Genomic DNA, 21,773 nt, shown 5'->3' with positions numbered 1-21,773 from the left:
TTCTTCGGCGGCCGCGTACGGGGAGGTGGCAGGGCAAGTGGTGGATCAGCTGACGCAGCACGATCCGAGGCGGATCGGCCCGTTCGAGGTCCTCGGCAGGCTGGGCGCCGGTGGCATGGGCCTGGTCTATCTCGCGCGCTCCGCGTCGGGACGGCGCGTGGCGATCAAGACGGTGCGGACCGAGCTCGCCGAGGACCAGCTGTTCCGTGTCCGCTTCACGCGCGAGGTCGAGGCGGCCCGCGCCGTGTCCGGTTTCTATACGGCCGCTGTGGTGGACGCCGATCCGCGGGCCGCCGTGCCCTGGCTCGCCACGGCGTACGTCCCCGCGCCCTCCCTCGAAGAAATAGTGAATGAACACGGGCCGCTGCCCACCCAGGCGGTGCGCTGGCTGGCGGCAGGCGTGGCCGAGGCCCTGGAGTCCATCCACGGCGCGGGCCTGGTCCACCGTGACCTCAAGCCGTCCAACGTCCTCGTCGTCGAGGACGGGCCGCGCGTGATCGACTTCGGCATCGCGTCCGGCGTCTCCAACACCCGGCTGACCATGACGAACGTCGCCGTGGGCACACCCGCGTACATGTCGCCCGAGCAGGCCAAGGACTCGCGCAGCGTGACCGGCGCGAGCGATGTCTTCTCGCTCGGCTCCACCCTCGTCTTCGCCGCCACCGGGCACGCGCCGTTCCATGGCGCCAACCCCGTCGAGACGGTCTTCATGCTGCTCAGGGAGGGGCCCGACCTCGAAGGGCTGCCTGCCGAGCTGCGCCCGCTCATCGAGTCCTGCATGCAGATGGACGCCACCATGCGGCCCACCCCCGGCGACCTCCAGGCCCAGCTCGCCCCGCACCTCTTCGCCTCCGAGAGCGCCGACAACGACGACAGCGGCACGGCGTCCGCCTGGCTGCCGGAGCGCGCCGTCGCGCTCATCGAGGCCCGCAGGGGCGGCCGCCCGCCCGCCCGGGTCCCCGCCGCCGCGGGCCGCAGCGGCGGCCGGGCCGCCGCCCCCGCCGTGTCCGCCGCGCCCGTCACCGCGCCGCCGCCCCCGCCGCAGCCGCCGCACCAGCCGTCCCAGCCCTTCTCGGTCACGCCCGACGCCGGGCCCGTGCGGCTCGCCGGAGCGAAGGTGCCGATCGGCCCCGGGCCGCGGGTGGCCGGACAGCGCTCCGCCGCCGTGCCCGCCGACCCCGGGCTCGCCGGTTCCTGGTCCCGGTCGTCGGCCCACCGCGCCGCGGGCAACGGAGTCGACCCGGCCGCCGCAGCGGTGCCCGCGCCCGCCCCGGCGCCCGACGCGGGAGCCTCCTCCTGGCGGCCCTGGCGGTTCCGCATGTCCAACGACGTCTGGGGCACCCCCGCCGTCGCGGGAAACCTGGTCTACGTCACGTCCTTCGAGGTCCACGCCCTGGACGTCGGCACGGGCCGCCGCAGCTTCAAGACCCGGGACGTCGCCTGGTCCATGGCGGTGGCCGACGGCCGCATCCACGCCTCCGACGGGCCCACGCTCTACGCTCTGGACGGCGCCGAGGGCTCCGACCTCTGGCGGCTGCCGACGGATGCCTGGGTGTACTCCCTCCAGGCCGACCGGGGCACGGTCGTCACGGGTACCCGTGGCGGCGGCGTCCAGGCGTGGGAGGCGGCCAACGGCGAGAAGCTCTGGGAGATCACCGGCGCGCAGACCGACTTCGAGACGCCGGAGGCCGGGCCCGCCGTGTTCGACGGCACGGTCTACGTCTGGAAGGACGCCAGGCTGCGCGCCCTGGAGGCCCGCACCGGCGAGGAACGCTGGTCGTACCCCGTGGGCGACGCGGCCTCCTGCGGGGGCGTGCCGGTCCGGCTCACCCAGGCGCAGGACGGGTACGTGTACGTGGCCGCGGGCAGCCGGGTCCTCGCGATCGACGTGGCGGGCGGGCACGTCCGCTGGCACTTCGAGGCGCCCGCCGCCTTCCTCTGCCCGCCCGCCTTCGCCCCCGGGCCCGCGGTGACGGGCGGCGGTGTGTACCTCGCCGACTACCTCGGCACGGTGTACGCCCTCGACGCGACCGACGGCCGCGACCGCTGGCGCATCGCCACCGAGTCCCGCTCCTCCATCGAGCCGGTCCTCGTCGCCGACGGCCACGTCCACGTGGGCAGCGGCAAGGGCCTCTACACCCTCGACGCGGTCACGGGCACGCCGAAGTGGCGGTTCCAGGCGGGCGGCGAGGTCGTCGGCGCACCCGTCGTCGCCGACCGGCGCATCCACTTCGGCTCCACGGACCACCTCCTGTACACCCTGAAGGCGGACGACGGCCGCCTCCGCTGGAAGCTCGCCACGGGTGGCGAGATCACGGGGGCGCCCGTGGTGCGCGACGGCGTCGTGTACGCGTGCAGCAAGGACCGCTGTGTGTACGCGCTGGACGCGGAGCGGGGTACGGGGACGTCGCCCAGGCCGTAGCCGGGGGGCGCGTCAGCGCTCCGGTGGCCGCTGCCAGGCCGGGGGCTGGGCGGGCTGCTCGGGCGGCTGGTCCTGCCAGGCCGGGAGCTCGGCGGTGTCCGCCGGGTGTGCGCCGCCGTAGGGGGCGGGGGCTGGGTCATAGGGCTCGGGGTCTGCCGGAGCGTTGGGCGGAACCGGATCCCGTTCCCTCGCCGCACGGCGTCCGCGCCCGCGCGCCCGTCCCGTCATGACCGCCGCGCCGAGCAGCAGCGCAACCCCGCCCCCGAGGCTGCTCAGCAGCCCTTGGCCGAGTCCGGAGCCGTCGCCCGCGACGGCGAGGCTGCCCTCCGCCTGGCCCTGGCGGACCATCCACAGCACCGTGAAGCCGAGCACGAGCACGGCCGCGGCCGCCACGAGCAGCCGCGACCGCAGGGCCACGGCGATCAGTGTCAGGAGCGCCGCGAAGACGAAGGGCAGGAAGAGCGAGCCGAAGAGTTCCGCTTCGGTGTCGGTGACCCCGGCGCCGGAGAACAGCTCGCCGATGCGGAAGTCACGCCCGAGACGGCCGTCGTACCAGGCTTGGAAGGGGCTCCGGACGGCGGCCGTCGCTCCGGCGAGAGCGAGGATCGACCCGAGGACGTTGCGGACCATCCAGGGGCCTCCTCGTGTGCGCGCGACTCGCTGAGCGCATCCGTACGCGTCTCTCAAGATCGACGCTACGCCGAGTGCGTGACGCCCGCCATGCGACCGGCTCGTGCCCCCGGCGCCCTCACCTCGTGCGGAAGTCGCCGCTCCTGCGGTGCATGAACAGCTCCGCCTGCCGGTCCGGCGGCAGGTTGCCCAGGGCGATCAGATGGGGCGCGTGCGCCAGGGCCTGCGTGCGGGCCGCCTCCTTCGCCGACCAGACCGCCCGCACCGTGCCCTGCACCGCCTCCGTGGGGTACGAGGCGATGGTCTCGGCGGCGCGCACGGCCGCCGCCAACGCGCCGCCGGGGTCGGTCAGTTCGGACACCAGGCCCGTCTCGTACGCGCGCCGGGCGGAGACCCGCTCGGCCGTGCCCATCAGCGCCATCCTCGCGACCTCGCCGAACGGCATGCGCTGCGCCATGTGGATGGTCTCGTACGCGCTGACCATCCCGTACGTGGTGTGCGGGTCGAAGAACGTGGCGTGCTCGTCCGCCACGACGAACTCGGCCTCCCCCAGGAGATAGAAGGCCCCGCCGCACGCCATGCCGTTGACCGCGGCGATCACGGGCTTCCAGAGGTCGTTGGCCTTCGGGCCGATCGCGATCAGCGGATCGTCGATCATGTACGGGGAGCCGGGCTGGGGGACGTCCGCGTCCCGGTCGATGCCGGTGCAGAACGCCCGGTCGCCCGCGCCCGTCACCACCACGGCCCGGACCGTGTCGTCGAAGCGGAACTGCCGCCAGGTCTCCGCGAGCCGCTCGGCCGTCCGCACGTCGATCGCGTTGTGCCGCTCGGGGCGGTCCAGGGTCAGGACCGCGACGCCCGTGTCCTTGTCGACCGCCGTGCGCAGGGCGGTCGCGGACGTCACGGGCGCTCCAGGATCCACCGCGGGACCACGACACCGCCGACGTCCGCGAAGACGACCTGCACCTTCGCCCCGATGCGCAGCCGCTCGGGGGCGACGGAGTCCAGCGGGGCGTCGGGCGCCGCGACGAGGTTGCCGACGAGACGGATCCGCGGGGCGTCGGCCAGTTCGACGACGATCGCGTTGTACGGGGCCTGCTCGGCGTAGGCGGGCAGGAGCGGGGGGTGCGGGAAGACGTAGGACCAGATGCGGCCCCGTCCGCTCATCTTCCGCCAGGTGCTGTCGAAGGACTGGCAGTGGGGGCAGCAGGGCCTGGGCGGGAACCTCAGCTCGCCGCAGGCGGCGCAGGCTTGTATTCGTAGTTCGCCCCGGGCGGCGTACTCCCAGAAGGGGGCGCCGTCGTCGTCCGGGGTGGGCGTCAGGAGTGCGTCGGTCTTCGCGTCTGCCATGGTCTGGTCTCTCCCGGGTGCGGGTCCGTCGTGGTTGCTCGCGCAGTTCCCCGCGCCCCTTGAGGGGCACGGTCCGCCCGCGCCTCCTTTCACGCCCTCAGCAGCAACGCTGACGTGGGGACGCCCTCTCCCGCCGTCACCAGGCACGTTCCCGCGTCCGGGACCTGGGCCGTGCTGGTGCCCCGGAGTTGCTTCACGCCCTCGTTGATGAGGTTGAAGCCGTGGACGTACGCCTCGCTGAGGCCGCCGCCGCCCGTGTTGATGGGGAGGCGGCCGCCGCTCTCCAGGGCGCCGCCCTCCGTGAACGCGCCGCCCTCGCCGCGGCCGCAGAAGCCGTAGCCCTCCAGGGAGAGCGGGATGAGCGGGGTGAACGCGTCGTAGATCTGGGCCACGTCCACGTCCTGCGGGCCGAAGTCCGCCTGCTTCCAGAGGTGTCGGGCCGCCGTCCAGGCGGGGCCCGAGAGCGGGTCGTCGTTCCAGTAGTTGACCATGCCGTGGTGCTGGGAGGGCAGGCCCTGCGCGACGGAGTGGACGTACACCGGCTTCTGCCGGCAGTCGCGTGCCCGCTCGGCGGAGACGATCACGCACGCCAACGCGCCGTCCGTTTCAAGGCAGTTGTCGAAGAGGCAGAGCGGCTCGCTGATCCAGCGCGACGTCATATACATGTCGCGGGTCAGCGGGCGCTCGTACATCATCGCGGCCGGGTTCTGGTTGGCGCGGTTGCGGCAGGCGAGGGCGACGTTGAAGAGGTGGTCGCGGGTCGTGCCGAACTCGTGCATGTGGCGGCGCGCGAGCATCGCGATCTCGTCGGCGGGGCGGAGCAGGCCGTAGGGGCGCGTCCACTGGGCGGGCGTGGGGAGTTGGACCGCGGTGTTCTTCCAGGGGCGGGGGCCGCTGCCGCGTTTGCGGGAGCGCCAGGCGATGCCGACGCTCGCCTGGCCGGTCGCGATGGCCGAGGCGAGGTGCGCGACGGTGGCGCAGGAGCCGCCGCCGCCGTAGCCGACCTTGCTGAAGAAGGTCACGTCGCCCGCGCCGACGGCCTTGGCGACCTCGACCTCGTCGGTCTCCTCCATCGTGTACGAGGCGAAGGCATCGACCTCGGACGGCGCGATGCCTGCGTCGTCGAGCGCGGCGACGATCGCCCTGCACGCCAACTCCTTCTCGCTCTTGGGGAGTTGTTTGGCGAACGGGGTCTGGCCGATCCCGACTATCGCTGTAGCGTCCTTGAGTGAAGCCATGGGCAACGGCACCTCCGCCTGTCGCGAGCGTGTCACCACTGCTGACAGCGCGTCAGGCTACAGCTAATCTGACGGATAGTCAGCTAGTGGGAAGGGCTTGCGATGCGCGGCGACCTGGAGTGGGGCAGCATCCCGGGACTGGTGCGGGCGGCCGCCGACCGGTACGGCTCGCGGGAGGCGGTCGTCGAAGGCCGCACCCGCATCACGTATGCGGAACTGGGCGAGCGCGTGGAGCACGCCGCGGCCGCCTGTGTGGCCAACGGAGTCGAGCCGGGCGACCGCGTCGCCGTCTGGGCGCCGAACACCCTCGACTGGATCGTCTCCGCGCTCGGCGCCGTCAGCGCCGGAGCGGTCCTCGTTCCCCTCAACACCCGCTTCAAGGGCACGGAAGCGGCGTACGTCCTGGCCCGCAGCCGCGCGAAGATCCTCTTCGTCACGGGCACATTCCTCGGCACCTCGTACGTCGCCTCGCTGCGCCGCGCCGCGGCCGAGGGGCCGGGGGACGGGCCGCTGCCGGGCCTTCCGCACCTGGACCAGGTGGTCGTGCTCGCCGACGACGCCCCGCAGGACTTCCGCACCTGGAAGGACTTCCTGGCCAGCGGCGACACCGTGGACCCGGCCGTGGTCCGCACCCGCGCGGCCTCCGTCGAAGGATCCGCGCCCTCCGACATCATCTACACCTCGGGCACGACGGGCCGCCCCAAGGGCGCCGTCATCACCCACGCGCAGACCCTGCGCTGCTACGACGTGTGGTCCGACCTGGCCGGGCTGCGCGAGGGCGACCGCTATCTGATCGTGAACCCGTTCTTCCACACCTTCGGCTACAAGGCCGGGATCATCGCGTGCCTGATGCGGGGCGCGACGATGGTGCCGCAACCCGTCTTCAACGTGGACACGGTCCTCGCCAACGTCGCGTCGGAGCGCATCTCGGTCCTGCCGGGCCCGCCCACCCTGCACCAGTCGCTCCTGGACCACCCCTCCCGCGACCAGTACGACCTCTCCGCGCTGCGCCTGGTGGTGACCGGCGCCGCGGTGGTGCCGCTGCAACTGGTGGAGCGGCTGCGGGCGGAGCTGCGCATCGCCACCGTCCTCACGGCGTACGGACTTTCGGAGGCGAGCGGCATCGTCACGATGTGCCGCCGCGGCGACCCGGCCGACGTGATCGCGTCGACGTCGGGCCGCGCCATCCCCGACACGGAGGTGCGGGTGGTGACCCCCGCCGGTGAGCCGCTCGCGCCGGGCCACCCCGGCGAGGTGCTCGTCCGCGGCCATCACGTCATGCAGGGCTACTTCGAGGACCCGGCGGGGACGAAGCGGTGCGTGACCCCGGACGGCTGGCTGCGGACGGGTGACGTCGGCGTCCTCGACACGGAGGGCAACCTCCGCATCACGGACCGGATCAAGGACATGTTCATCGTCGGCGGCTTCAACGCCTACCCCGCCGAGATAGAGCAGCTCCTCGGCGTTCATCCCGACGTGGCCGACGTCGCGGTGATCGGCGTGCCCGATCCGCGGCTCGGCGAGGTCGGCAGGGCGTACGTGGTGCGGCGCCGCGGGGCCGTGGTCACCGCGGACGACCTGATCGCGTGGGCGCGGCGGGAGATGGCGAACTACAAGGTGCCGAGGAGCGTCGAGTTCGTGGCGGAGCTGCCGCGGAACGCGAGCGGGAAGGTGGTCAAGGGGGAGCTGCGGGGCGGGGCTACTCGGTAGGCGCGCTCAACGCGTCCCGCTCGGCTCCGCTGAGCTCCACGCAGAACTCGTTGCCCTCCAGGTCGGTGAGGGTGACCCAGCCCCGGCCGTTCGGCCGCCGGTGGTCCTCGTGCAGCTTCGCGCCGACCCCGAGGAGCCGCTCGACCTCCTCGTCGCGGGTGCGGTCCTGCGGCTGGAGGTCGATGTGCAGCCGGTTCTTGACGGACTTGGTGTCCGGCACGGTCACGAAGAGCAGGGCGATGCCGTCGGCCGTCACCAGGGCCTCCGGGTCACCGGGGAAGTCGTCGTCGGCGAGCTTGCCGTCGAGGACCTCGGCCCAGAAGGTGGCCTGGCGGTAGGCGTCGTGGGCGTCGAACGTGAGATGGCGTACGAGAGAAGTCATGGGCGGCACTATTCGCTGCGCGGGGCGTGGTTGTCCACGGAAATTCGCTTGGGGTACGGGCAGTTCGGTGCGGCTCAGTGTCCGGTGGGCGGCCGGATGCAGCCGGTCTCCGGGAAGCGGCCGTTCGCCTCGGCGCCGTATCCGGTCTTGTCGACGAAGGCGGTCACGCAGGCGTCCTCCCCTACGTAGAGCCCGATCATCGCCCCTTCCGGGGTGAGGCCCTCGTTGTCGTCCTCGGAGGTCTCGTACATCTCCTGGACCCTCAGCTCGCCCCCGTGCAGCTCGCTGTTCCCGTTGCTCCGCGCCAGATCCTCGTACCCGAGCTTGCCGGTGAGCTCGGCGCGCACGCTCTCCGGATCCCACTTCTCCGCCTTCCAGAGCCGCTCCAGGACCGGCTTCATGCGGGCGACCTCGCTGTGCGCGTCCATCTGGCCGGACACGGACATCTCGCCGGGGCGGCGGTAGGCGTTGTTCTCCCGGTTGTGGGGCGCACCGTCGACCACTCCGGGCTCCACGTAGGGGGAGGCGCCGGGGGACGGGGAGGCGGAGGGGGAGGCGGACGCGGCGGTGGGGGTGGACGTGGGTGCGGGCGCCGACGCCGTGCCGGGGCGTTCGTCGCCGCAGCCGGTGAGGGCGGTGGCGGCGCACAGGAGGAGGGTGGCGGCCAGGGGTCTTCGGTGGTTCGTCCGCCGCGTTCCGTACGTCGAGATGTCCGTCAAGGTGGCCATGTGCATGACTGTGTCACGATTGCGCGATGCACATAGCCCCGTCCGGCGAGGGAGTCGGCCGCCCGGCCCCCCGCCCCCGCATCCTCTTCGTCACGGACCTCGCCTACCAGGCGAAGGGCCGCCGCTACTGCGACGAGGACATCTACCTCACCACCCGCCTCCGCGAGGACTTCGACGTGGCCCTGTGCCACCCGGCCGACTCGGCGGCCCTGATGGAGACGGGTGCCTTCGACACCGTCGTGGTCCGCAACAGCGGCCCGGTCATCCACTACCAGGAGCAGTGGGACGACTTCACGGAACGGGCGAGGAACTGCGGTGCGCGCGTCTACAACCAGCTGTCCGGCAAGGCGGACATGGTGGGCAAGCAGTATCTGCTGGAGCTGACGGCGGCGGGACTCCTCGTGATCCCCACGGTCGACGACCCGCGCGACGTCGGCCGGCTTCCGCAGACGCCGACGTACGTGGTCAAGCCGAAGGCGGGCGCGGACTCGATCGGCCTGGAGTTCGTGTCGGGGGAGGGGCTCGCGGGGCTGACCCCCGGCCCGGACGGCATCCTGATCCAGCCGTGCGTCGACTTCACGTACGAGGTGTCGTTCTACTTCGTGGACGACGCGTTCCAGTACGCGCTGCACGCGCCGGACCCCGCCAGGCGCTGGCACCTGGAGCGGTACGCGCCCACCGACGCCGACCTCGCCTTCGCCCGTCGCTTCATCGACTGGAACACGGTCGACCACGGCATCCAGCGCGTCGACGCGTGCCGGGCGCCGTCCGGGGAGCTCCTCCTGGTCGAACTGGAGGACCTTAATCCGTACCTCTCCCTGGACCTTCTCGACGAGGAGACGCGGGACGCGTTCGTGACGGCCCTGAAGCGTTCGCTGCAACGCCTGTCGGCGGCCTAGGGTCCGGGGCCCCGCCCCGGGTGTCCGTCCGCCCTACGGGGTCTGCCCCAGGAACGCTGGTGCAGACACGGGGTTCCGCCGGGTGCGTGACGGGCCTAGCCTCACAAGGGAGCAGAGCCCGTGAGGGCACTCCTCCCGAGCACCAACCGAGCATCAACCGCTTCCGGTCCCCGGTCCCCGGACCCCCGAATCTCTCGGGTCGTCCCAGCGGCCCGTGGGTGGCCGGAGCCGTACCGCCGACCTCGCACAGCTCCGGCCCATGCCCTTTCGGCCCGTCCAACCGGGGTGCACTCCCGCGCGCCCCGGTGCCGTGAGGGCGCGTGTGCGCCGGTACGTGGAGGGGAGCCGCTGCGCCGGCGCGCACACGCGGCCGCCGCCGACACCGGCGCCCCACGCCTCGGCGGCGGCCGCCCCGGTCGGCCGCGCCGCCGCGTCAGACGCGCGGCGGTGCGGGCATGTGCCCCTCGCCCTGCGGGGTGGTCGGCATGTGTCCCTCGCCCGGGGGCGAGACGGGGATGTGGCTGTCGCTCCGCGGGGCGACCGGAAGGTGGCTGTCGGCGAGCGCGGGGCTCGCGGCACCGCCCGCGGCGGCGGCCGCTACGGCGAGGGTGATGAGGACCTTCTTGGTGCGGTTCATTCCAACTCCCTTGAAAGACGCAACTTTTGGCTGACAAGGACGCTAGTTGCGGGTGGCACGATTGTTCGAGATATCTCTTTGGTTCCCGCCTCGAATGGCCTGAACCAGGCTCCGGACATGCGTCGGCCGCGGCGGCTCCCCCTCCGCGCCGCCGCGGCCGACCCCCGTCGGGATGAAAGTCTCAGGCGTCCTCGGCCGGCGGGGCGGGCATGTGGCCGTCGTGCTGGACGGTGATGCCGTCCTTCTTGGGTGGGGTGGGCATGTGACCGTCGCCCTGCGGAGTGGCCGTGCCGTCCTTGGGCGGGGCGGGCATGTGGCCGTCCTTCTTGACCGTGATGTTCTTCTTGGCTTCGCTCATGGTGGCAACTCCCCTGGATTCGACAGGTCTGTGGGGCAGAACGCCCATTCGGCAACTCCCCCGAGGGTCGCCGAACGGGCGTTCTTGGGCCGCTCACCCTATCTGTGGGGCCCCATGCGACCCGTCTGCCCCCCGACGCGACGGATCGATGTGTAGAGAGTGGCAGCCACTCATAAACGTTCGATGAACGCCGCGGACGTGCCTGTCAGGCGGCTGCGACCGGGTTGAGGAGTGCCCGCACCTCATCGGCCTCCAGCGCTCCTGAGCCTTCGTGGATGGCCAGCGCCTCCTGCCAGCATGCCCGTGCACGGTCCAGTTGCGCGAGGCTGTCGAGTGACGTTCCCAGGACGGTCAGCACATTGGCGCGCATCCAGTCGCCGCCGATGCAGCCGGTCGCCAGAGCCTGTTCCGCGTGCTTCGCCGCGAGCGCCGGACGGCGGGCCTGGAGGTGCACCTGAGCGATCCGGTAGTGGGAGGTCCCCTCCCACAGCCGCTGGCGGTTCTCGACGAACATCTGCAGCGCGTCCGTGAGGTGGTCGAGGGCATCGGCGTGCCGGCCCGCATGGCTGAGGCTGATCCCCAGCGCGTACTTCGCGTTGGCCAGGCGGAGGGTGAGTCCGAGGTCGTCGTAGATGTGCACGCCCTGCTCCGCGATCTCGATGGCCTTGGCCGTACGTCCGACCGAGACGAGCACACGGGAGAGGTTGCACAGCGCGCTGGCCTCGCCAGGGCGGTTGTCGTCGGCGCGGAAGGCCTCGATCGCCTTGAGGAAGAAGCTCTCGCTCTCGGCGTACTGCTTCATGCAGGCGGCCGCGATCCCCTGCTCGTTCGGGGCGTTTCCGCTGGTCCAGGGGTCCTCCGAGTCGACGGCGAGCTGCGCGGCGCGCGCCAGCTCGGCGGCGGCCGCCTCGAAGTGGCCGCCGATCCGCATGATGACCTGCGCGAGGCTGACGCGCGCCCGGCCCTCGGCATAGGCATCCCCGGCCGCCGCGGCGGCGTCCCGCGCGGCTGCCGTGGCCAGCTCGTAGCGGAGCGAGCTCGCCCCCGACTCCGCGAGGTCCTTGGAGGCAAGGAGCAGGTCGACCGCCCGCCGCAACATCCCCGCCCCCAAAGACTGCTGCACGCAGGCCAAGATGCACGCCGCCTCGGAGTGGAGCCAGTCCAGGGCCTTCGTGTCGTCGCTGAAGTCCTGGCCCGCGTGTTCCGTGCGCTCCAGGTGGTCCACCGTGCGGTCGCCGGGGCGTTCGATCGCGTACACCCGGGCCGCGGAGGCCAGGTAGAAGTCCAGGAGGCGGGAGAGCGCCGCGGCCCGTTCGCCGGGGGGCTGCTCGTCGCGTTCGGCGCAGGCACGCGCGTAGAGGCGGACGAGGTCGTGGTAGCGGTAGCGGCCGGGGGCCGCGGATTCGACCAGGGACGTGTCGACCAGGGACTCCAGGACGTCTTCCGTCTCGTCCAGGGAGAGGTCGAGGACCGCCGCGGCCGCCGCGAGGGACAGGTCGGGGCCGTCCGCGAGGCCGAGGAGGCGGAACGCGCGGGCCTGGGCGGGCTCCAGCTGGCCGTACCCCAGCTCGAACGTTGCCTTGACCGCGAGGTCGCCCGCCTGGAGCTCGTCGAGGCGGCGCCGCTCGTCCGCCAGCTTCGCCGCGAGCGTGGAGACCGTCCAGGTGCGGCGGGCCGCGAGCCGGGAGGCCGCGATGCGGATGGCGAGCGGCAGGAAACCGCACGCCGCCACCACGTCCAGGGCCGCCTCGCGCTCCGAGCTGACCCGCTCCTCGCCGACGATGCGGGTGAAGAGGAGAAGGGCCTCCTCGGGGGACATCACGTCCAGGTCCACCAGGTGCGCGCCCGCCAGGTCGACCATGCGGACGCGGCTGGTGACCAGGGCCGCGCAGCCCTCCATGCCGGGCAGCAGCGGACGGACCTGCGCCGCGTCGCGCGCGTTGTCCAGGAGGACGAGGACCCGGCGCCCGTCGAGGACCGAGCGGTACAGGGCGGCCCGCTCCTCCAGGGAGTCCGGGATCGCCGAGTCGGCCGTGCCGAGGGCGCGCAGGAAGGCGCCGAGGACCGTCTCCGGCTCGGCCACCCGCGCGCCCGCGCCCTGCAGGTCCACATACAGCTGGCCGTCGGGGAAGTGGGCGCGCGCGACATGGGCGACGTGGACGGCCAGGGTCGTCTTGCCGACGCCGCCGATGCCCGCAAGCGCCGAGACCGCCATCACGCGGCCCTCGGCGGTCGACAGGATGTCGCCCAGCTCGTCCACGAAGGACGCCCGGCCCGTGAAGTCGGGGACCGTCGCCGGGAGCTGCGCCGGGCGCACCACCGTCGTGGCCGGTTCCTGCGAGGGCACCGAGGGCTCCGCGAGGCCGGGGTCGGCCTGGAGGATGCGCTGCTGGAGCTCCTTGAGGCCGGGCCTCGGGTCGACGCCGAGCTCGTCGGCGAGCAGGCGGCGGGTGTCCGCGTAGACGGCGAGGGCCTCGGCCTGGCGTCCGCTGCGGTACAGCGCCAGCATCAGCAGCTCCCGCAGCCGCTCCCGCAGCGGGTGCGCCGCGGTCAGCGCGGTCAGCTCGGAGACCGCCTCCGCGTGGCAGCCCTGCTCCAGGTCCATGTCGAGGCGGGTCTCGAGGAGCTGCAGCCGCCATTCGTCGAGGCGGGTGCGCTGCGTGTCCGCGTAGGGCCCCGGGACGTTGGCGAGGGGTTCGCCGTCCCACAGGCCGAGCGCCTTGTTCACCAGCGTCCGCGCCTGGCAGAGGTCGCCCGTGCTGCGGGCCTTCTCCGCCGCCGACCAGAGGTCCTCCGCCAGGGCCAGGTCCAGCGCGCCGTCCGCGACCTGGACCGCATAGCCCCCGGACTCGCTGACCAGGACGCCGGGCGGCAGCACCTTGCGGAGCCGGGACGCGTACGTACGTACCGCTGCCAGTGCCTGGGACGGCGGTTCCTCGCCCCAGAGCGCGTCGATCAGCTCCGAGGCCGTGGCCGTGCGTCCTTCGCGCAGCAGGAGGGCCGCGAGCAGCGCCCTCTGCTGCGGGGAGCCGGTGTTGAGCTGATCCGGGCCGTGCCACGCGCGCACCGGTCCGAGCACGCTGAAGCGCGACGTCGGGACCTCGGGGGGGTGCCCCTCGGTCCGCTCCTCGGGGGTGTTCCCCGAGGCCGGACGCCGCTGCTCCGGTACTCGCGGTACATCGACCATCGCTCCCCCTGCCGCCCTGCCGTTCCCAATCCTGCCGGTCGCGGGTCTGCCCGCCCGCGGTGGTGCGTAAGCCGCCGTGCGGCCCCTTCGGTCCTGCCGGGTTCTTGCTCCCCGCCAGTTTGCCTTGTTCATGGGGGATGCGTCAGCCGTGCGAGACGGCTCTCACAGGGTCCTCGCACGACATTCCGCATTGCTTTCCCGCCACGACCGGCGCACGCCGCCCCCGCGCCACACCTCCGGCCGCCCCTGCGCCGTCCGGCATTCGTCCGCGTACGAGTAGCTGACGGGTCGTCAGATCGGCGCTACCGTGGGCTCCATGGAGACCATGGAGACCTTCCCGAAGATCATCTCGGTGGACGACCACACGGTCGAACCCCCCAACGTCTGGACGGACCGGCTCCCGTCCAAGTACCAGGACCGCGGCCCCAGGATCGTCCGCGCACCCCTGAGGGAAATGTCCTTCCTAGGGGGCAAGTTCGCCCCGGTAATGGGGGAAAAGGGCGAGGACGGGCCCATTGGGGACTGGTGGATCTACGAGGATCTGCACCGCCCGCTCACCCGCCTCGACACCGCGGTCGGCTACGACAGGGACGAGATCAAACTGGAGGTGATCACGTACGAGCAGATGCGGCCGGGCTCGTTCAGCGTGCCCGACCGGCTCGCCGACATGGATGTGAACCACGTCCAGTCCGCCCTCTGCTTCCCCACCTTCCCGCGCTTCTGCGGGCAGACGTTCACGGAGGCCAAGGACCGGGACCTCGGGCTCCTCTCGGTGCGTGCGTACAACGACTGGATGGTGGAGGAATGGTGTGGGCCCGAGGCGGGCGGCCGCCTCATACCGCTCACCCTCATCCCGCTCTGGGATCCCGAGCTCGCCGCCGCGGAGGTGCGGCGCAATGCCGCACGCGGGGTGCGCGCGGTCGCCTTCTCGGAGATTCCGCCCCACCTCGGCCTGCCGTCCGTCCACACCGACGCGTGGGACCCCTTCCTGCGCGCCTGCGACGAGACCGGCACGGTCGTCGCCATGCACATCGGCTCGTCCAGCAAAATGCCGTCGACCTCGGCGGACGCGCCGCCCGCCGTCGGCTCCACCATCACCTTCGCCAACTGCTGCTTCTCGATGGTCGACTGGCTGATGAGCGGCAAGTTCGAGCGCTTCCCGAATCTGAAGGTCATGTACGCGGAGGGTCAGATCGGCTGGATCCCGTACATCCTGGAGCGCGCGGACGTCGTGTGGGAGGAGAACCGTGGCTGGGGCGGCGTCGCCGACAAGGTCACGCGCCCGCCGTCCGAGCTCTTCACCGAGCACGTCTTCGGCTGCTTCTTCGACGACGCGTTCGGCCTGCGGAACCTCGACTCCATCGGGGTCGGGAACGTCCTGTACGAGACGGACTACCCGCACTCCGACTCCACCTGGCCCAAGTCGCGGGAGGTCGGCGAGGCGCAGATGGGACATCTCGCGCCCGACGTCGTGGACCGCATCGTGCGGGGCAATGCGATTGAGCTGCTGGGTCTGACGGAGACCGGCCTCTGGCCCGGCGCGTAGCCCGCCCGGCGATGCGCCCGCCTCTCCCTGCCTCTTGTCTGACGGTGCGTCAGCTACGACTATGTGTGCGTCCGTTGATGTGACGTGCCGTCAGATGCAGGGCGGGGAAGGGTGGGTGGACCGTGAGTGGTGGTCTGGGGGAGGTGTTTCCCGTGGGGCGGATCGTCTATGGGATGCAGCTGCCCGTTCAGTCTCAGAGTTCCCTCTACGCCGAGCCCTGGGAGGCGGACGCGGGCCCCGACGACCTCGTCGAGATCGCCCGCACCGCCGACCGCACCGGCTTCGCCTACATCGCGAGCTGCGACCACGTCGCCATCCCGCGCCGCCTCGCCGACGCCATGAGCACCGTCTGGTACGACCCCGTGGCCACGCTCGCCCACCTCGCCGCCGTCACCGAGAACGTCCGGCTGATGAGCCACGTCGCCATCGTGGGCCTGCGCCACCCCCTCCTCTCCGCCAAGCAGTACGCGACCCTCGACCGCCTCAGCGGCGGCCGGTTGATCCTCGGGGTCGGTGCGGGTCACGTGGAGGAGGAGTTCGAGGTGCTCGGCGTGGACTTCGCGCGGCGCGGGCCGATCCTCGACGAGACCGTCGACGCGCTGAAGGCGGCCCTCGGCCCCGAGGAGTATCCCGAACACCGGGGCGAGCGCTTCGATTTCAAGGACCTGGGGCAGCTGCCCCGCCCGGCCCAGCGCCACGTCCCCCTCTGGGTCGGCGGCTCCTCGCCCGCCGCCGTGCGCCGCGCCGCGACCCGCGCCGACGGCTGGCTGCCGCAGGGCGACCCGCGCCACAAGCTGCCCGCGCAGATCGAGCGGCTCAAGCGGCTGCGGGCGGAGGCGGGGGTCGAGGAGCGCCTCGTCGTCGGCGCGATCACCGAGGCGCTGTACGTCGGTCAGCCCGCCTGGTCCGTGGGGCGCCGCACGATCACCGGGAAGCCGGACGCCGTCGCCGAGTCCCTGCGTGCGTACGGGGCGATGGGCGTCGACCAGATCCAGGTGCGCTTCCGCAGCCGGAGCCGCAGCGAACTCACCGACCAGATGGCGGCGTTCGCGGCCGACGTGGCTCCGCACCTCAACGAGTAGCGAGTGGTGAGCAGTGAGTAGCGCGTAACGAGTAGCGAGCAGTGACAGTGCCGATCGTGCCGAGAGCAGGGAGTACGTCATGGGCAAGCTGGACGGCCGCGTCGTCATCGTGACCGGCGGCGCACGCGGACAGGGCGAGCAGGAGGCGCGCCTCTTCGTGGCCGAGGGCGCCCGCGTCGTCGTCGCCGACGTGCTCGACGAGCAGGGCGAGGCGCTCGCCGCGGAGCTGGGGGAGGACTCGGCCACGTACGTCCACCTCGACGTCGGCGTGGAAGCCGACTGGCAGGCCGCGACGGCAGCCGCCAAGGACGCCTTCGGGAAGGTCGACGGGCTCGTCAACAACGCGGGGATCCTGCGGTTCAACGAGCTGTGCAGCACGCCGTTGGAGGAGTTCGAGCAGATCATCCGGGTCAACCAGATCGGCTGCTTCCTCGGCATCCGCACCGTCGCCCCCGAGATAGCCGCGGCCGGCGGCGGCACGATCGTGAACACCGCCTCCTACACGGCCCTGACGGGCATGGCGTACGTGGGTGCGTACGCCGCGACCAAGCACGCCATCCTCGGCCTCACCCGGGTCGCCGCCCTGGAGCTCGCCGGGCGGAACGTCCGCGTGAACGCCGTGTGCCCGGGGGCGGTCGACACCCCCATGACCAACCCCGCGCTGCTCGACCCGGACGCCGACCCCGTGGCGGCGAAGGAGGCGGTCGCGGAGCTGTACAAGAAGCTCGTGCCGCTCGGGCGGATCGGGCAGCCGCAGGAGGTGGCGGCCCTGGCGCTGTTCCTGACCGGGGACGACTCGGCGTACATCACGGGGCAGCCGTTCGTCATCGACGGGGGATGGCTGGCGGGGGTGAGCGTCGTCTGAGCCGAGCGGGGATCGGGCATCGGGATGTCTGACGTTGCGTCAGCTATTGACGCTCCGGCGGCCCGGTGGAACAGTTCGACGCATCACGATCTGACGGGTCGTCAGAAACCGTCAGAACCTCACGAGGACGGTGAACTTCCCTTGGAATTCGGTCTCTTTGTACAGGGATACGTGCCCGCCGCGCGGGCCAAGGTCGACCCCGAAGCGGAGCACAAGGCGCTCATCGAGGAGACCGAGTACGTCATCCAGGCGGACAAGTCGGGCTTCAAGTACGCCTGGGCCTCCGAGCACCACTTCCTGGAGGAGTACTCGCACCTCTCCGCGAACGACGTCTTCCTCGGATACCTCGCACACGCCACCGACCGCATCCACCTCGGCTCGGGCATCTTCAACCCGCTCGCGCCCGTCAACCACCCGGTGAAGGTGGCGGAGAAGGTCGCGATGCTCGACCATCTCTCCGAAGGGCGCTTCGAGTTCGGCACGGGGCGCGGTGCCGGTTCGCACGAGATCCTCGGCTTCATGCCGGGCATCACGGACATGAACCACACCAAGGAACTCTGGGAAGAGACCATCGCCGAGTTCCCCAAGATGTGGCTGCAGGACGAGTACGTCGGCTTCCAGGGCAAGCACTGGTCGCTGCCGCCCCGCAAGATCCTGCCCAAGCCGTACGGGAAGTCGCACCCGGCCATGTGGTACGCCGCCGGGTCCCCCTCCTCGTACGCCATGGCGGGCAAGAAGGGGCTCGGGGTCCTCGGCTTCAGCGTGCAGAAGGTCTCCGACATGGAGTGGGTCGTCGAGTCGTACAAGACGGCCGTCAAGGAGGCGCAGGCGATCGGCGACTTCGTCAACGACAACGTCATGGTGACGTCCACGGCGATCTGCGCGGAGACGCACAAGAAGGCGGTCGAGATCGCGGTCAGCGGCGGCCTCAACTACCTCCAGTCGCTGCTCTTCCGCTACCACGACACGTTCCCGCGGCCCGAGGGCATCCCCGAGTGGCCCGAGCTGCTCCCCGAGTACACCGAGGAGCTCATCGAGCTGCTCATCGCCGAGGAGCTGATGATCTGCGGCGACCCGGACGAGGTGCTCACGCAGTGCAAGCGGTGGGAGCAGGCCGGGGCGGACCAGCTCAGCTTCGGGCTGCCGATCGGGATCTCGCCCGAGGACACGAAGAACACGATCAAGTTGATCGGTGAGCATGTGATTCCGAAGATCGACACGGATCCTGTGCACCGTACGACGCGGTTCCGGCAGGCGGCCGGGGCGTGAGTCTCTGAGCGCCAACCTCTGAGCCACCCCGGCTTCCCCCTCCCGGACGGGAAGCCGGGGTCCTGCCGGACGGGGGCGGTGTGGTGGTGCTGTCGCGGGGGCCTGCCCCCGGACCCCCATCCATCGCCCTTCGGGCTCGTCCTCAAACGCCGGACGGGCTGGAATCGGCCGCCCGTGTGCCTCGCCTGCGACGGGCTGGAACACATCTTCATGTCTGCCTCGGAAGGGGAACTCGTCGTCATGCTCGACCACCTCATCAAGGGCGCCACCGTCGTCGACGGGACCGGTGCCCCCGCTCGTGTTGCTGACGTCGGGCTGCGGGACGGGCGTATTGCCGTTGTCGCCGAGCCGGGAACCGTCGGCGAGGAGAGCCGGAGCAGCGAGGATGCCCGGGGGCGGGTTCTCGCGCCCGGGTTCGTCGATCCGCATACGCACTACGACGCCCAGCTCTTCTGGGATCCGTACGCGACGCCTTCCCTCAACCACGGCGTGACCACCGTCGCGGGCGGCAACTGCGGGTTCACGCTCGCCCCGCTCCACCCCGACCGGCCCGGCGACGCCGACTACACGCGGCGGATGATGTCGAAGGTCGAGGGCATGTCGCTGGTGGCGTTGGAGGAAGGCGCGCCCTGGTCGTGGAGTTCGTTCGGGGAGTATCTGGACGCCCTGGAGGGGCGGGTCGCCGTCAACGCGGGGTTCATGGTGGGGCACTGTGCGCTGCGGCGGTATGTGATGGGCGAGGACGCCGTGGGCGGGCAGCCGTCCACTGAGCAGTTGGACGCGATGTTGCGCCTCTTCCACGAGGCGATGGACGCGGGGGCCTGGGGGCTCTCCACCACCCAGTCGTCCACCCACTCGGACGGCGACGGGCAGCCCGTCGCGTCACGGCACGCGCAGCCCGCGGAGCTGCTCGCGCTCAGCCGTGCCGTCGCCGAGCACGAGGGGACGCAGATCGAAGCGATCGTCGCGGGGTGTCTCGATCAGTTCAGTGACGACGAAATCGATCTGTTCGTGGAGATGAGCGCGGCGGCCGGGCGGCCCCTCAACTGGAACGTCCTCACCATCGACGCCGCCGTTCCCGAGCGCGTGCCGCGCCAGCTCGTGGCCAGTGAGCGCGCCCGCAAGGCCGGTGGCCGCATCGTCGCGCTCACGATGCCGATCCTCACGCCGATGAACATGTCGCTCGGCACGTTCTGCGCCCTCAACCTCATACCGGGCTGGGGCGACGTCCTCGGCCTGCCCGTGCCCGAGCGGATCGCGAAGCTGCGCGACCCGGCGGTGCGGGAGGAGATGCTGCGGCGGGCCGGGAGCAAGGAGGCGGGGGTCTTCAGGAGGCTTGCTCGCTTTGATCGGTATGTCATTGGCGATACGTACTCCGTCGCCAACGAAGGGCTTACTGGGCGCGTGGTCGGGGACATCGCCGCCGAGCGGGGGCAGGAGCCGTTCCACTGCATCGTCGAGATCTGCGCCAACGACGAGATGCGCACGGTGCTGTGGCCGATGCCCACCGACAACGACCCGGACTCGTGGGCCCTGCGCGCCGAGACCTGGCAGCACGAGGACGTCATGCTGGGCGGCTCGGACGCCGGGGCGCATCTGGACCGGATGTGCGGGGCCCCGTACACGACCCGGTTCATCGGGGACTGTCTGCGCGGGCGGCAGCTGGTGGGTCTGGAGCAGGCCGTGAAGATGCTGACCGATGATCCGGCCCAGCTGTTCGGGCTGCGCGAGCGGGGGCGGATCGCCGAGGGGTACCACGCCGACCTCGTCCTCTTCGACCCCGAGCGCATCGACGCGGGCAAGGCCACCCTCGTCCACGACCTGCCGGGCGACAGCCCGCGCCTGGACTCCAAGGCGATCGGCATCAACGCGGTCTGGGTCAACGGCGTCGAGGCGATCCGCGAGGACGTGGTGACGGGCGCCGTGCCGGGGAAGATCCTGCGGTCGGGGCGCGACACCAGGACGGTGAGCACCAAGTGAGCGCGGCCCGGCGGCTGTTCATCGGCGGTGAGTGGGTCGAGCCGGACGGTGGGCACTACGAGGTGGTGAACCCGGCCACCGAGGACGTCGTCGGGCTCGCGCCCGAGGCGAGCGGCGAGCAGGTCCACGCGGCGGCCTCGGCGGCCCGTGCCGCCCTCGACGGCTGGTCGCGCACGGCGCCCGAGGAGCGGGCCGGGATCCTGTCCCGCGCCGCCGCGATCCTGCGGCGCGACTTCGCGGCGCACGCCGAACTCGCGCAGGCCGAGAGCGGCGCCACGACGGCGACGGCACGCGGCATGCAGGTGGCGGTGGCCGTGGCGCGCTTCGAGCGGTACGCGAAGGGGGCGCTGGAGCCGGTGGAGGCCGCGCTCCCGCCGCAGATCCACGAGGCGGGGCCCATGGGGAGGGCGGGCGTCGTGGGGGCGCTCGCCGTGCGCAGGCCGGTGGGTGTCGTCACCTGCATCACCTCGTACAACAACCCCTGGGCGAACCCCGCGGGCAAGGTCGCGCCCGCCCTCGCCATGGGCAACACGGTGGTGGTGAAGCCCGCGCCGCAGGATCCGCTGTCCGTGTACGGGATGGCTGCCGCTCTGGAGGAGGCGGGCGTACCGCCCGGCGTGGTCAACGTCGTCTCCGGCACGGACACGGCGGTCGGCGAGGCGGCCGTCGCCTCCCCCGACGTCGACATGGTGAGCTTCACCGGATCGACGGCCGTCGGGCAGCGCATCGGCGAGGTGTGCGGCCGCGACATGAAGCGGCAGCTGATGGAGCTGGGCGGGAAGGGCGCGGCGATCGTCCTGGACGACGCCGACCTGGATGCCGCGGTGGCGGGCATCGGCACGACGTTCTCCTTCTATAGCGGGCAGATCTGTACGGCGCCGACCCGCGTCATCGTCCAACGGGGCGTGTACGAGGAGCTGGTGGAGAAGCTCGCCGGGTATGCGGGACATCTGAAGGTCGGTGATCCGGCCGAGCGGGGCACGGTCGTCGGTCCGGTGATCTCGGCGGCGCACCGCGACCGCATCGAGGCGTTCGTGGAGGAGGGGCGAAAGGAGGGCGCGCGGGTCGTCGCGGGCGGCGAACGCCCGGCGTCGGACAAGGGCTTCTACGTCGCTCCGACCCTCCTCGCCGACTGCACGCACGACATGCGGGTGGTCCGCGAGGAGATCTTCGGCCCGGTGGTGGTCGTGGTCCCCTTCGACGCGGACAGCCCCGAGGAGGCCGAGGAGACGGCGGTCGCCCTCGCCGACGACAGTGACTACGGCCTGATCGACTACGTGTGGTCGGGCGACGTCGCCCGCGCCTTCCGGGTGGCCCGCAGGCTGCGGGCGGGCGGCGTCGGCGTGAACACGATCGCCCGGAACATGGAGGCGCCGTTCGGCGGCTTCAAGAAGAGCGGCGTGGGCCGGGACGTCGGCTCGTACGCCTTGCACGCGTACAGCGAACTGCAGTCCCTCGTCTGGCCGGGGTGAGGGAGTGCTGCGGGGCCG

18 protein-coding genes are annotated in these 21,773 nt (G+C 71.8%); 9 read left to right on the top strand and 9 right to left on the bottom strand.

The features are described 5' to 3' along the window. The first annotated feature begins 37 nt into the window (after positions 1–37). A complete protein-coding gene (locus ABZV77_RS30325) occupies positions 38–2,422 on the top strand; it encodes a serine/threonine-protein kinase (RefSeq protein ID WP_356263496.1) in 2,385 nt (794 codons plus the stop codon). A 12-nt stretch (positions 2,423–2,434) separates the two neighbouring features. Here the strand turns inward: ABZV77_RS30325 and ABZV77_RS30320 are convergent, their stop codons facing one another. The 4 genes from ABZV77_RS30320 to ABZV77_RS30305 form a co-directional block, all read right to left on the bottom strand. Next, the gene (locus ABZV77_RS30320) at positions 2,435–3,052 is read right to left on the bottom strand and encodes a hypothetical protein (protein WP_356263494.1); all 618 of its coding nucleotides are present in this window, start codon (positions 3,050–3,052) and stop codon (positions 2,435–2,437) included. A 118-nt stretch (positions 3,053–3,170) separates the two neighbouring features. Then, on the bottom strand, positions 3,171–3,956 hold the full coding sequence (locus tag ABZV77_RS30315; RefSeq protein ID WP_356263492.1) for an enoyl-CoA hydratase/isomerase family protein: 786 nt from the start codon (positions 3,954–3,956) through the stop codon (positions 3,171–3,173). Next, a complete protein-coding gene (locus ABZV77_RS30310) occupies positions 3,953–4,402 on the bottom strand; it encodes an OB-fold domain-containing protein (RefSeq protein WP_356263489.1) in 450 nt (149 codons plus the stop codon). The genes ABZV77_RS30315 and ABZV77_RS30310 overlap by 4 nt, the downstream gene beginning before the upstream one ends. A gap of 89 nt (positions 4,403–4,491) precedes the next feature. After that, a complete protein-coding gene (locus ABZV77_RS30305) occupies positions 4,492–5,640 on the bottom strand; it encodes a lipid-transfer protein (protein WP_356263486.1) in 1,149 nt (382 codons plus the stop codon). 102 nt (positions 5,641–5,742) lie between these two features. On the opposite strand from ABZV77_RS30305, the gene ABZV77_RS30300 reads away from it, so the two are divergent. Then, a complete protein-coding gene (locus ABZV77_RS30300; protein ID WP_356263485.1) occupies positions 5,743–7,350 on the top strand; it encodes a FadD3 family acyl-CoA ligase in 1,608 nt (535 codons plus the stop codon). Here the strand turns inward: ABZV77_RS30300 and ABZV77_RS30295 are convergent. Both ABZV77_RS30295 and ABZV77_RS30290 read right to left on the bottom strand, forming a co-directional pair. Continuing rightward, entirely contained in the window at positions 7,340–7,732 is a 393-nt protein-coding gene (locus ABZV77_RS30295; protein WP_356263482.1) for a VOC family protein, read from the bottom strand. The two genes, ABZV77_RS30300 and ABZV77_RS30295, sit on opposite strands and share 11 nt — an antisense overlap. A gap of 74 nt (positions 7,733–7,806) precedes the next feature. Next, positions 7,807–8,460, bottom strand: coding sequence for a hypothetical protein (locus ABZV77_RS30290; protein ID WP_356263479.1), 654 nt, complete (start codon positions 8,458–8,460; stop codon positions 7,807–7,809). Positions 8,461–8,486: 26 nt separating this feature from the next. Between ABZV77_RS30290 and ABZV77_RS30285 the strand changes: the two genes are divergently transcribed. After that, positions 8,487–9,359 (top strand): hypothetical protein, encoded by an 873-nt coding sequence (locus tag ABZV77_RS30285; protein WP_356263477.1) that lies wholly within the window; start codon positions 8,487–8,489, stop codon positions 9,357–9,359. 433 nt (positions 9,360–9,792) lie between these two features. Here ABZV77_RS30285 and ABZV77_RS30280 read toward each other — a convergent pair whose 3' ends face one another. The 3 genes from ABZV77_RS30280 to ABZV77_RS30270 form a co-directional block, all read right to left on the bottom strand. Next, positions 9,793–9,996 (bottom strand): hypothetical protein, encoded by a 204-nt coding sequence (locus ABZV77_RS30280; protein WP_356263474.1) that lies wholly within the window; start codon positions 9,994–9,996, stop codon positions 9,793–9,795. A gap of 181 nt (positions 9,997–10,177) precedes the next feature. Next, on the bottom strand, positions 10,178–10,354 hold the full coding sequence (locus ABZV77_RS30275) for a hypothetical protein (RefSeq protein WP_356263472.1): 177 nt from the start codon (positions 10,352–10,354) through the stop codon (positions 10,178–10,180). A gap of 205 nt (positions 10,355–10,559) precedes the next feature. Further along, positions 10,560–13,541: a BTAD domain-containing putative transcriptional regulator gene (locus ABZV77_RS30270; RefSeq protein ID WP_356263469.1), complete on the bottom strand. Its 2,982-nt coding sequence runs from the start codon at positions 13,539–13,541 to the stop codon at positions 10,560–10,562. 325 nt (positions 13,542–13,866) lie between these two features. Between ABZV77_RS30270 and ABZV77_RS30265 the strand changes: the two genes are divergently transcribed. The 6 genes from ABZV77_RS30265 to ABZV77_RS30240 all read left to right on the top strand — a co-directional run bounded on the left by ABZV77_RS30265 (position 13,867) and on the right by ABZV77_RS30240 (position 21,755). After that, positions 13,867–15,087, top strand: a complete 1,221-nt coding sequence (locus ABZV77_RS30265) for an amidohydrolase family protein (RefSeq protein ID WP_356263640.1) — start codon at positions 13,867–13,869, stop codon at positions 15,085–15,087. Positions 15,088–15,260: 173 nt separating this feature from the next. Beyond that, on the top strand, positions 15,261–16,169 hold the full coding sequence (locus tag ABZV77_RS30260) for a TIGR03619 family F420-dependent LLM class oxidoreductase (protein ID WP_356263467.1): 909 nt from the start codon (positions 15,261–15,263) through the stop codon (positions 16,167–16,169). A gap of 79 nt (positions 16,170–16,248) precedes the next feature. After that, positions 16,249–17,034, top strand: coding sequence for a glucose 1-dehydrogenase (locus ABZV77_RS30255; RefSeq protein WP_356263464.1), 786 nt, complete (start codon positions 16,249–16,251; stop codon positions 17,032–17,034). Between the two features lie 141 nt (positions 17,035–17,175). Beyond that, the gene (locus ABZV77_RS30250) at positions 17,176–18,303 is read left to right on the top strand and encodes an LLM class flavin-dependent oxidoreductase (protein WP_356263461.1); all 1,128 of its coding nucleotides are present in this window, start codon (positions 17,176–17,178) and stop codon (positions 18,301–18,303) included. A gap of 240 nt (positions 18,304–18,543) precedes the next feature. Then, on the top strand, positions 18,544–20,283 hold the full coding sequence (locus ABZV77_RS30245) for a D-aminoacylase (RefSeq protein WP_356263637.1): 1,740 nt from the start codon (positions 18,544–18,546) through the stop codon (positions 20,281–20,283). Then, a complete protein-coding gene (locus tag ABZV77_RS30240; RefSeq protein ID WP_356263459.1) occupies positions 20,280–21,755 on the top strand; it encodes an aldehyde dehydrogenase family protein in 1,476 nt (491 codons plus the stop codon). Before ABZV77_RS30245 ends, ABZV77_RS30240 begins: the two co-directional genes overlap by 4 nt. Positions 21,756–21,773 lie beyond the last annotated feature (18 nt).

The organism is Streptomyces sp. NPDC004732, from assembly GCF_040609235.1.
Lineage (GTDB): Bacteria > Actinomycetota > Actinomycetes > Streptomycetales > Streptomycetaceae > Streptomyces.
This window is presented reverse-complemented; position numbering and strand designations above follow the sequence as displayed.

Bases quoted from the DNA above. Each gene is read 5' to 3' on its own strand.
- ABZV77_RS30300 (WP_356263485.1), top strand. From the start codon at position 5,743: ATGCGCGGCGACCTGGAGTGGGGCAGCATCCCGGGACTGGTGCGGGCG.
- ABZV77_RS30280 (WP_356263474.1), bottom strand. From the start codon at position 9,996: ATGAACCGCACCAAGAAGGTCCTCATCACCCTCGCCGTAGCGGCCGCC.
- ABZV77_RS30255 (WP_356263464.1), top strand. From the start codon at position 16,249: ATGGGCAAGCTGGACGGCCGCGTCGTCATCGTGACCGGCGGCGCACGC.
- ABZV77_RS30295 (WP_356263482.1), bottom strand. From the start codon at position 7,732: ATGACTTCTCTCGTACGCCATCTCACGTTCGACGCCCACGACGCCTAC.
- ABZV77_RS30320 (WP_356263494.1), bottom strand. From the start codon at position 3,052: ATGGTCCGCAACGTCCTCGGGTCGATCCTCGCTCTCGCCGGAGCGACG.
- ABZV77_RS30285 (WP_356263477.1), top strand. From the start codon at position 8,487: ATGCACATAGCCCCGTCCGGCGAGGGAGTCGGCCGCCCGGCCCCCCGC.
- ABZV77_RS30275 (WP_356263472.1), bottom strand. From the start codon at position 10,354: ATGAGCGAAGCCAAGAAGAACATCACGGTCAAGAAGGACGGCCACATG.
- ABZV77_RS30260 (WP_356263467.1), top strand. From the start codon at position 15,261: ATGCAGCTGCCCGTTCAGTCTCAGAGTTCCCTCTACGCCGAGCCCTGG.
- ABZV77_RS30310 (WP_356263489.1), bottom strand. From the start codon at position 4,402: ATGGCAGACGCGAAGACCGACGCACTCCTGACGCCCACCCCGGACGAC.
- ABZV77_RS30270 (WP_356263469.1), bottom strand. From the start codon at position 13,541: ATGGTCGATGTACCGCGAGTACCGGAGCAGCGGCGTCCGGCCTCGGGG.
- ABZV77_RS30245 (WP_356263637.1), top strand. From the start codon at position 18,544: ATGCTCGACCACCTCATCAAGGGCGCCACCGTCGTCGACGGGACCGGT.
- ABZV77_RS30290 (WP_356263479.1), bottom strand. From the start codon at position 8,460: ATGGCCACCTTGACGGACATCTCGACGTACGGAACGCGGCGGACGAAC.
- ABZV77_RS30305 (WP_356263486.1), bottom strand. From the start codon at position 5,640: ATGGCTTCACTCAAGGACGCTACAGCGATAGTCGGGATCGGCCAGACC.
- ABZV77_RS30265 (WP_356263640.1), top strand. From the start codon at position 13,867: ATGGAGACCTTCCCGAAGATCATCTCGGTGGACGACCACACGGTCGAA.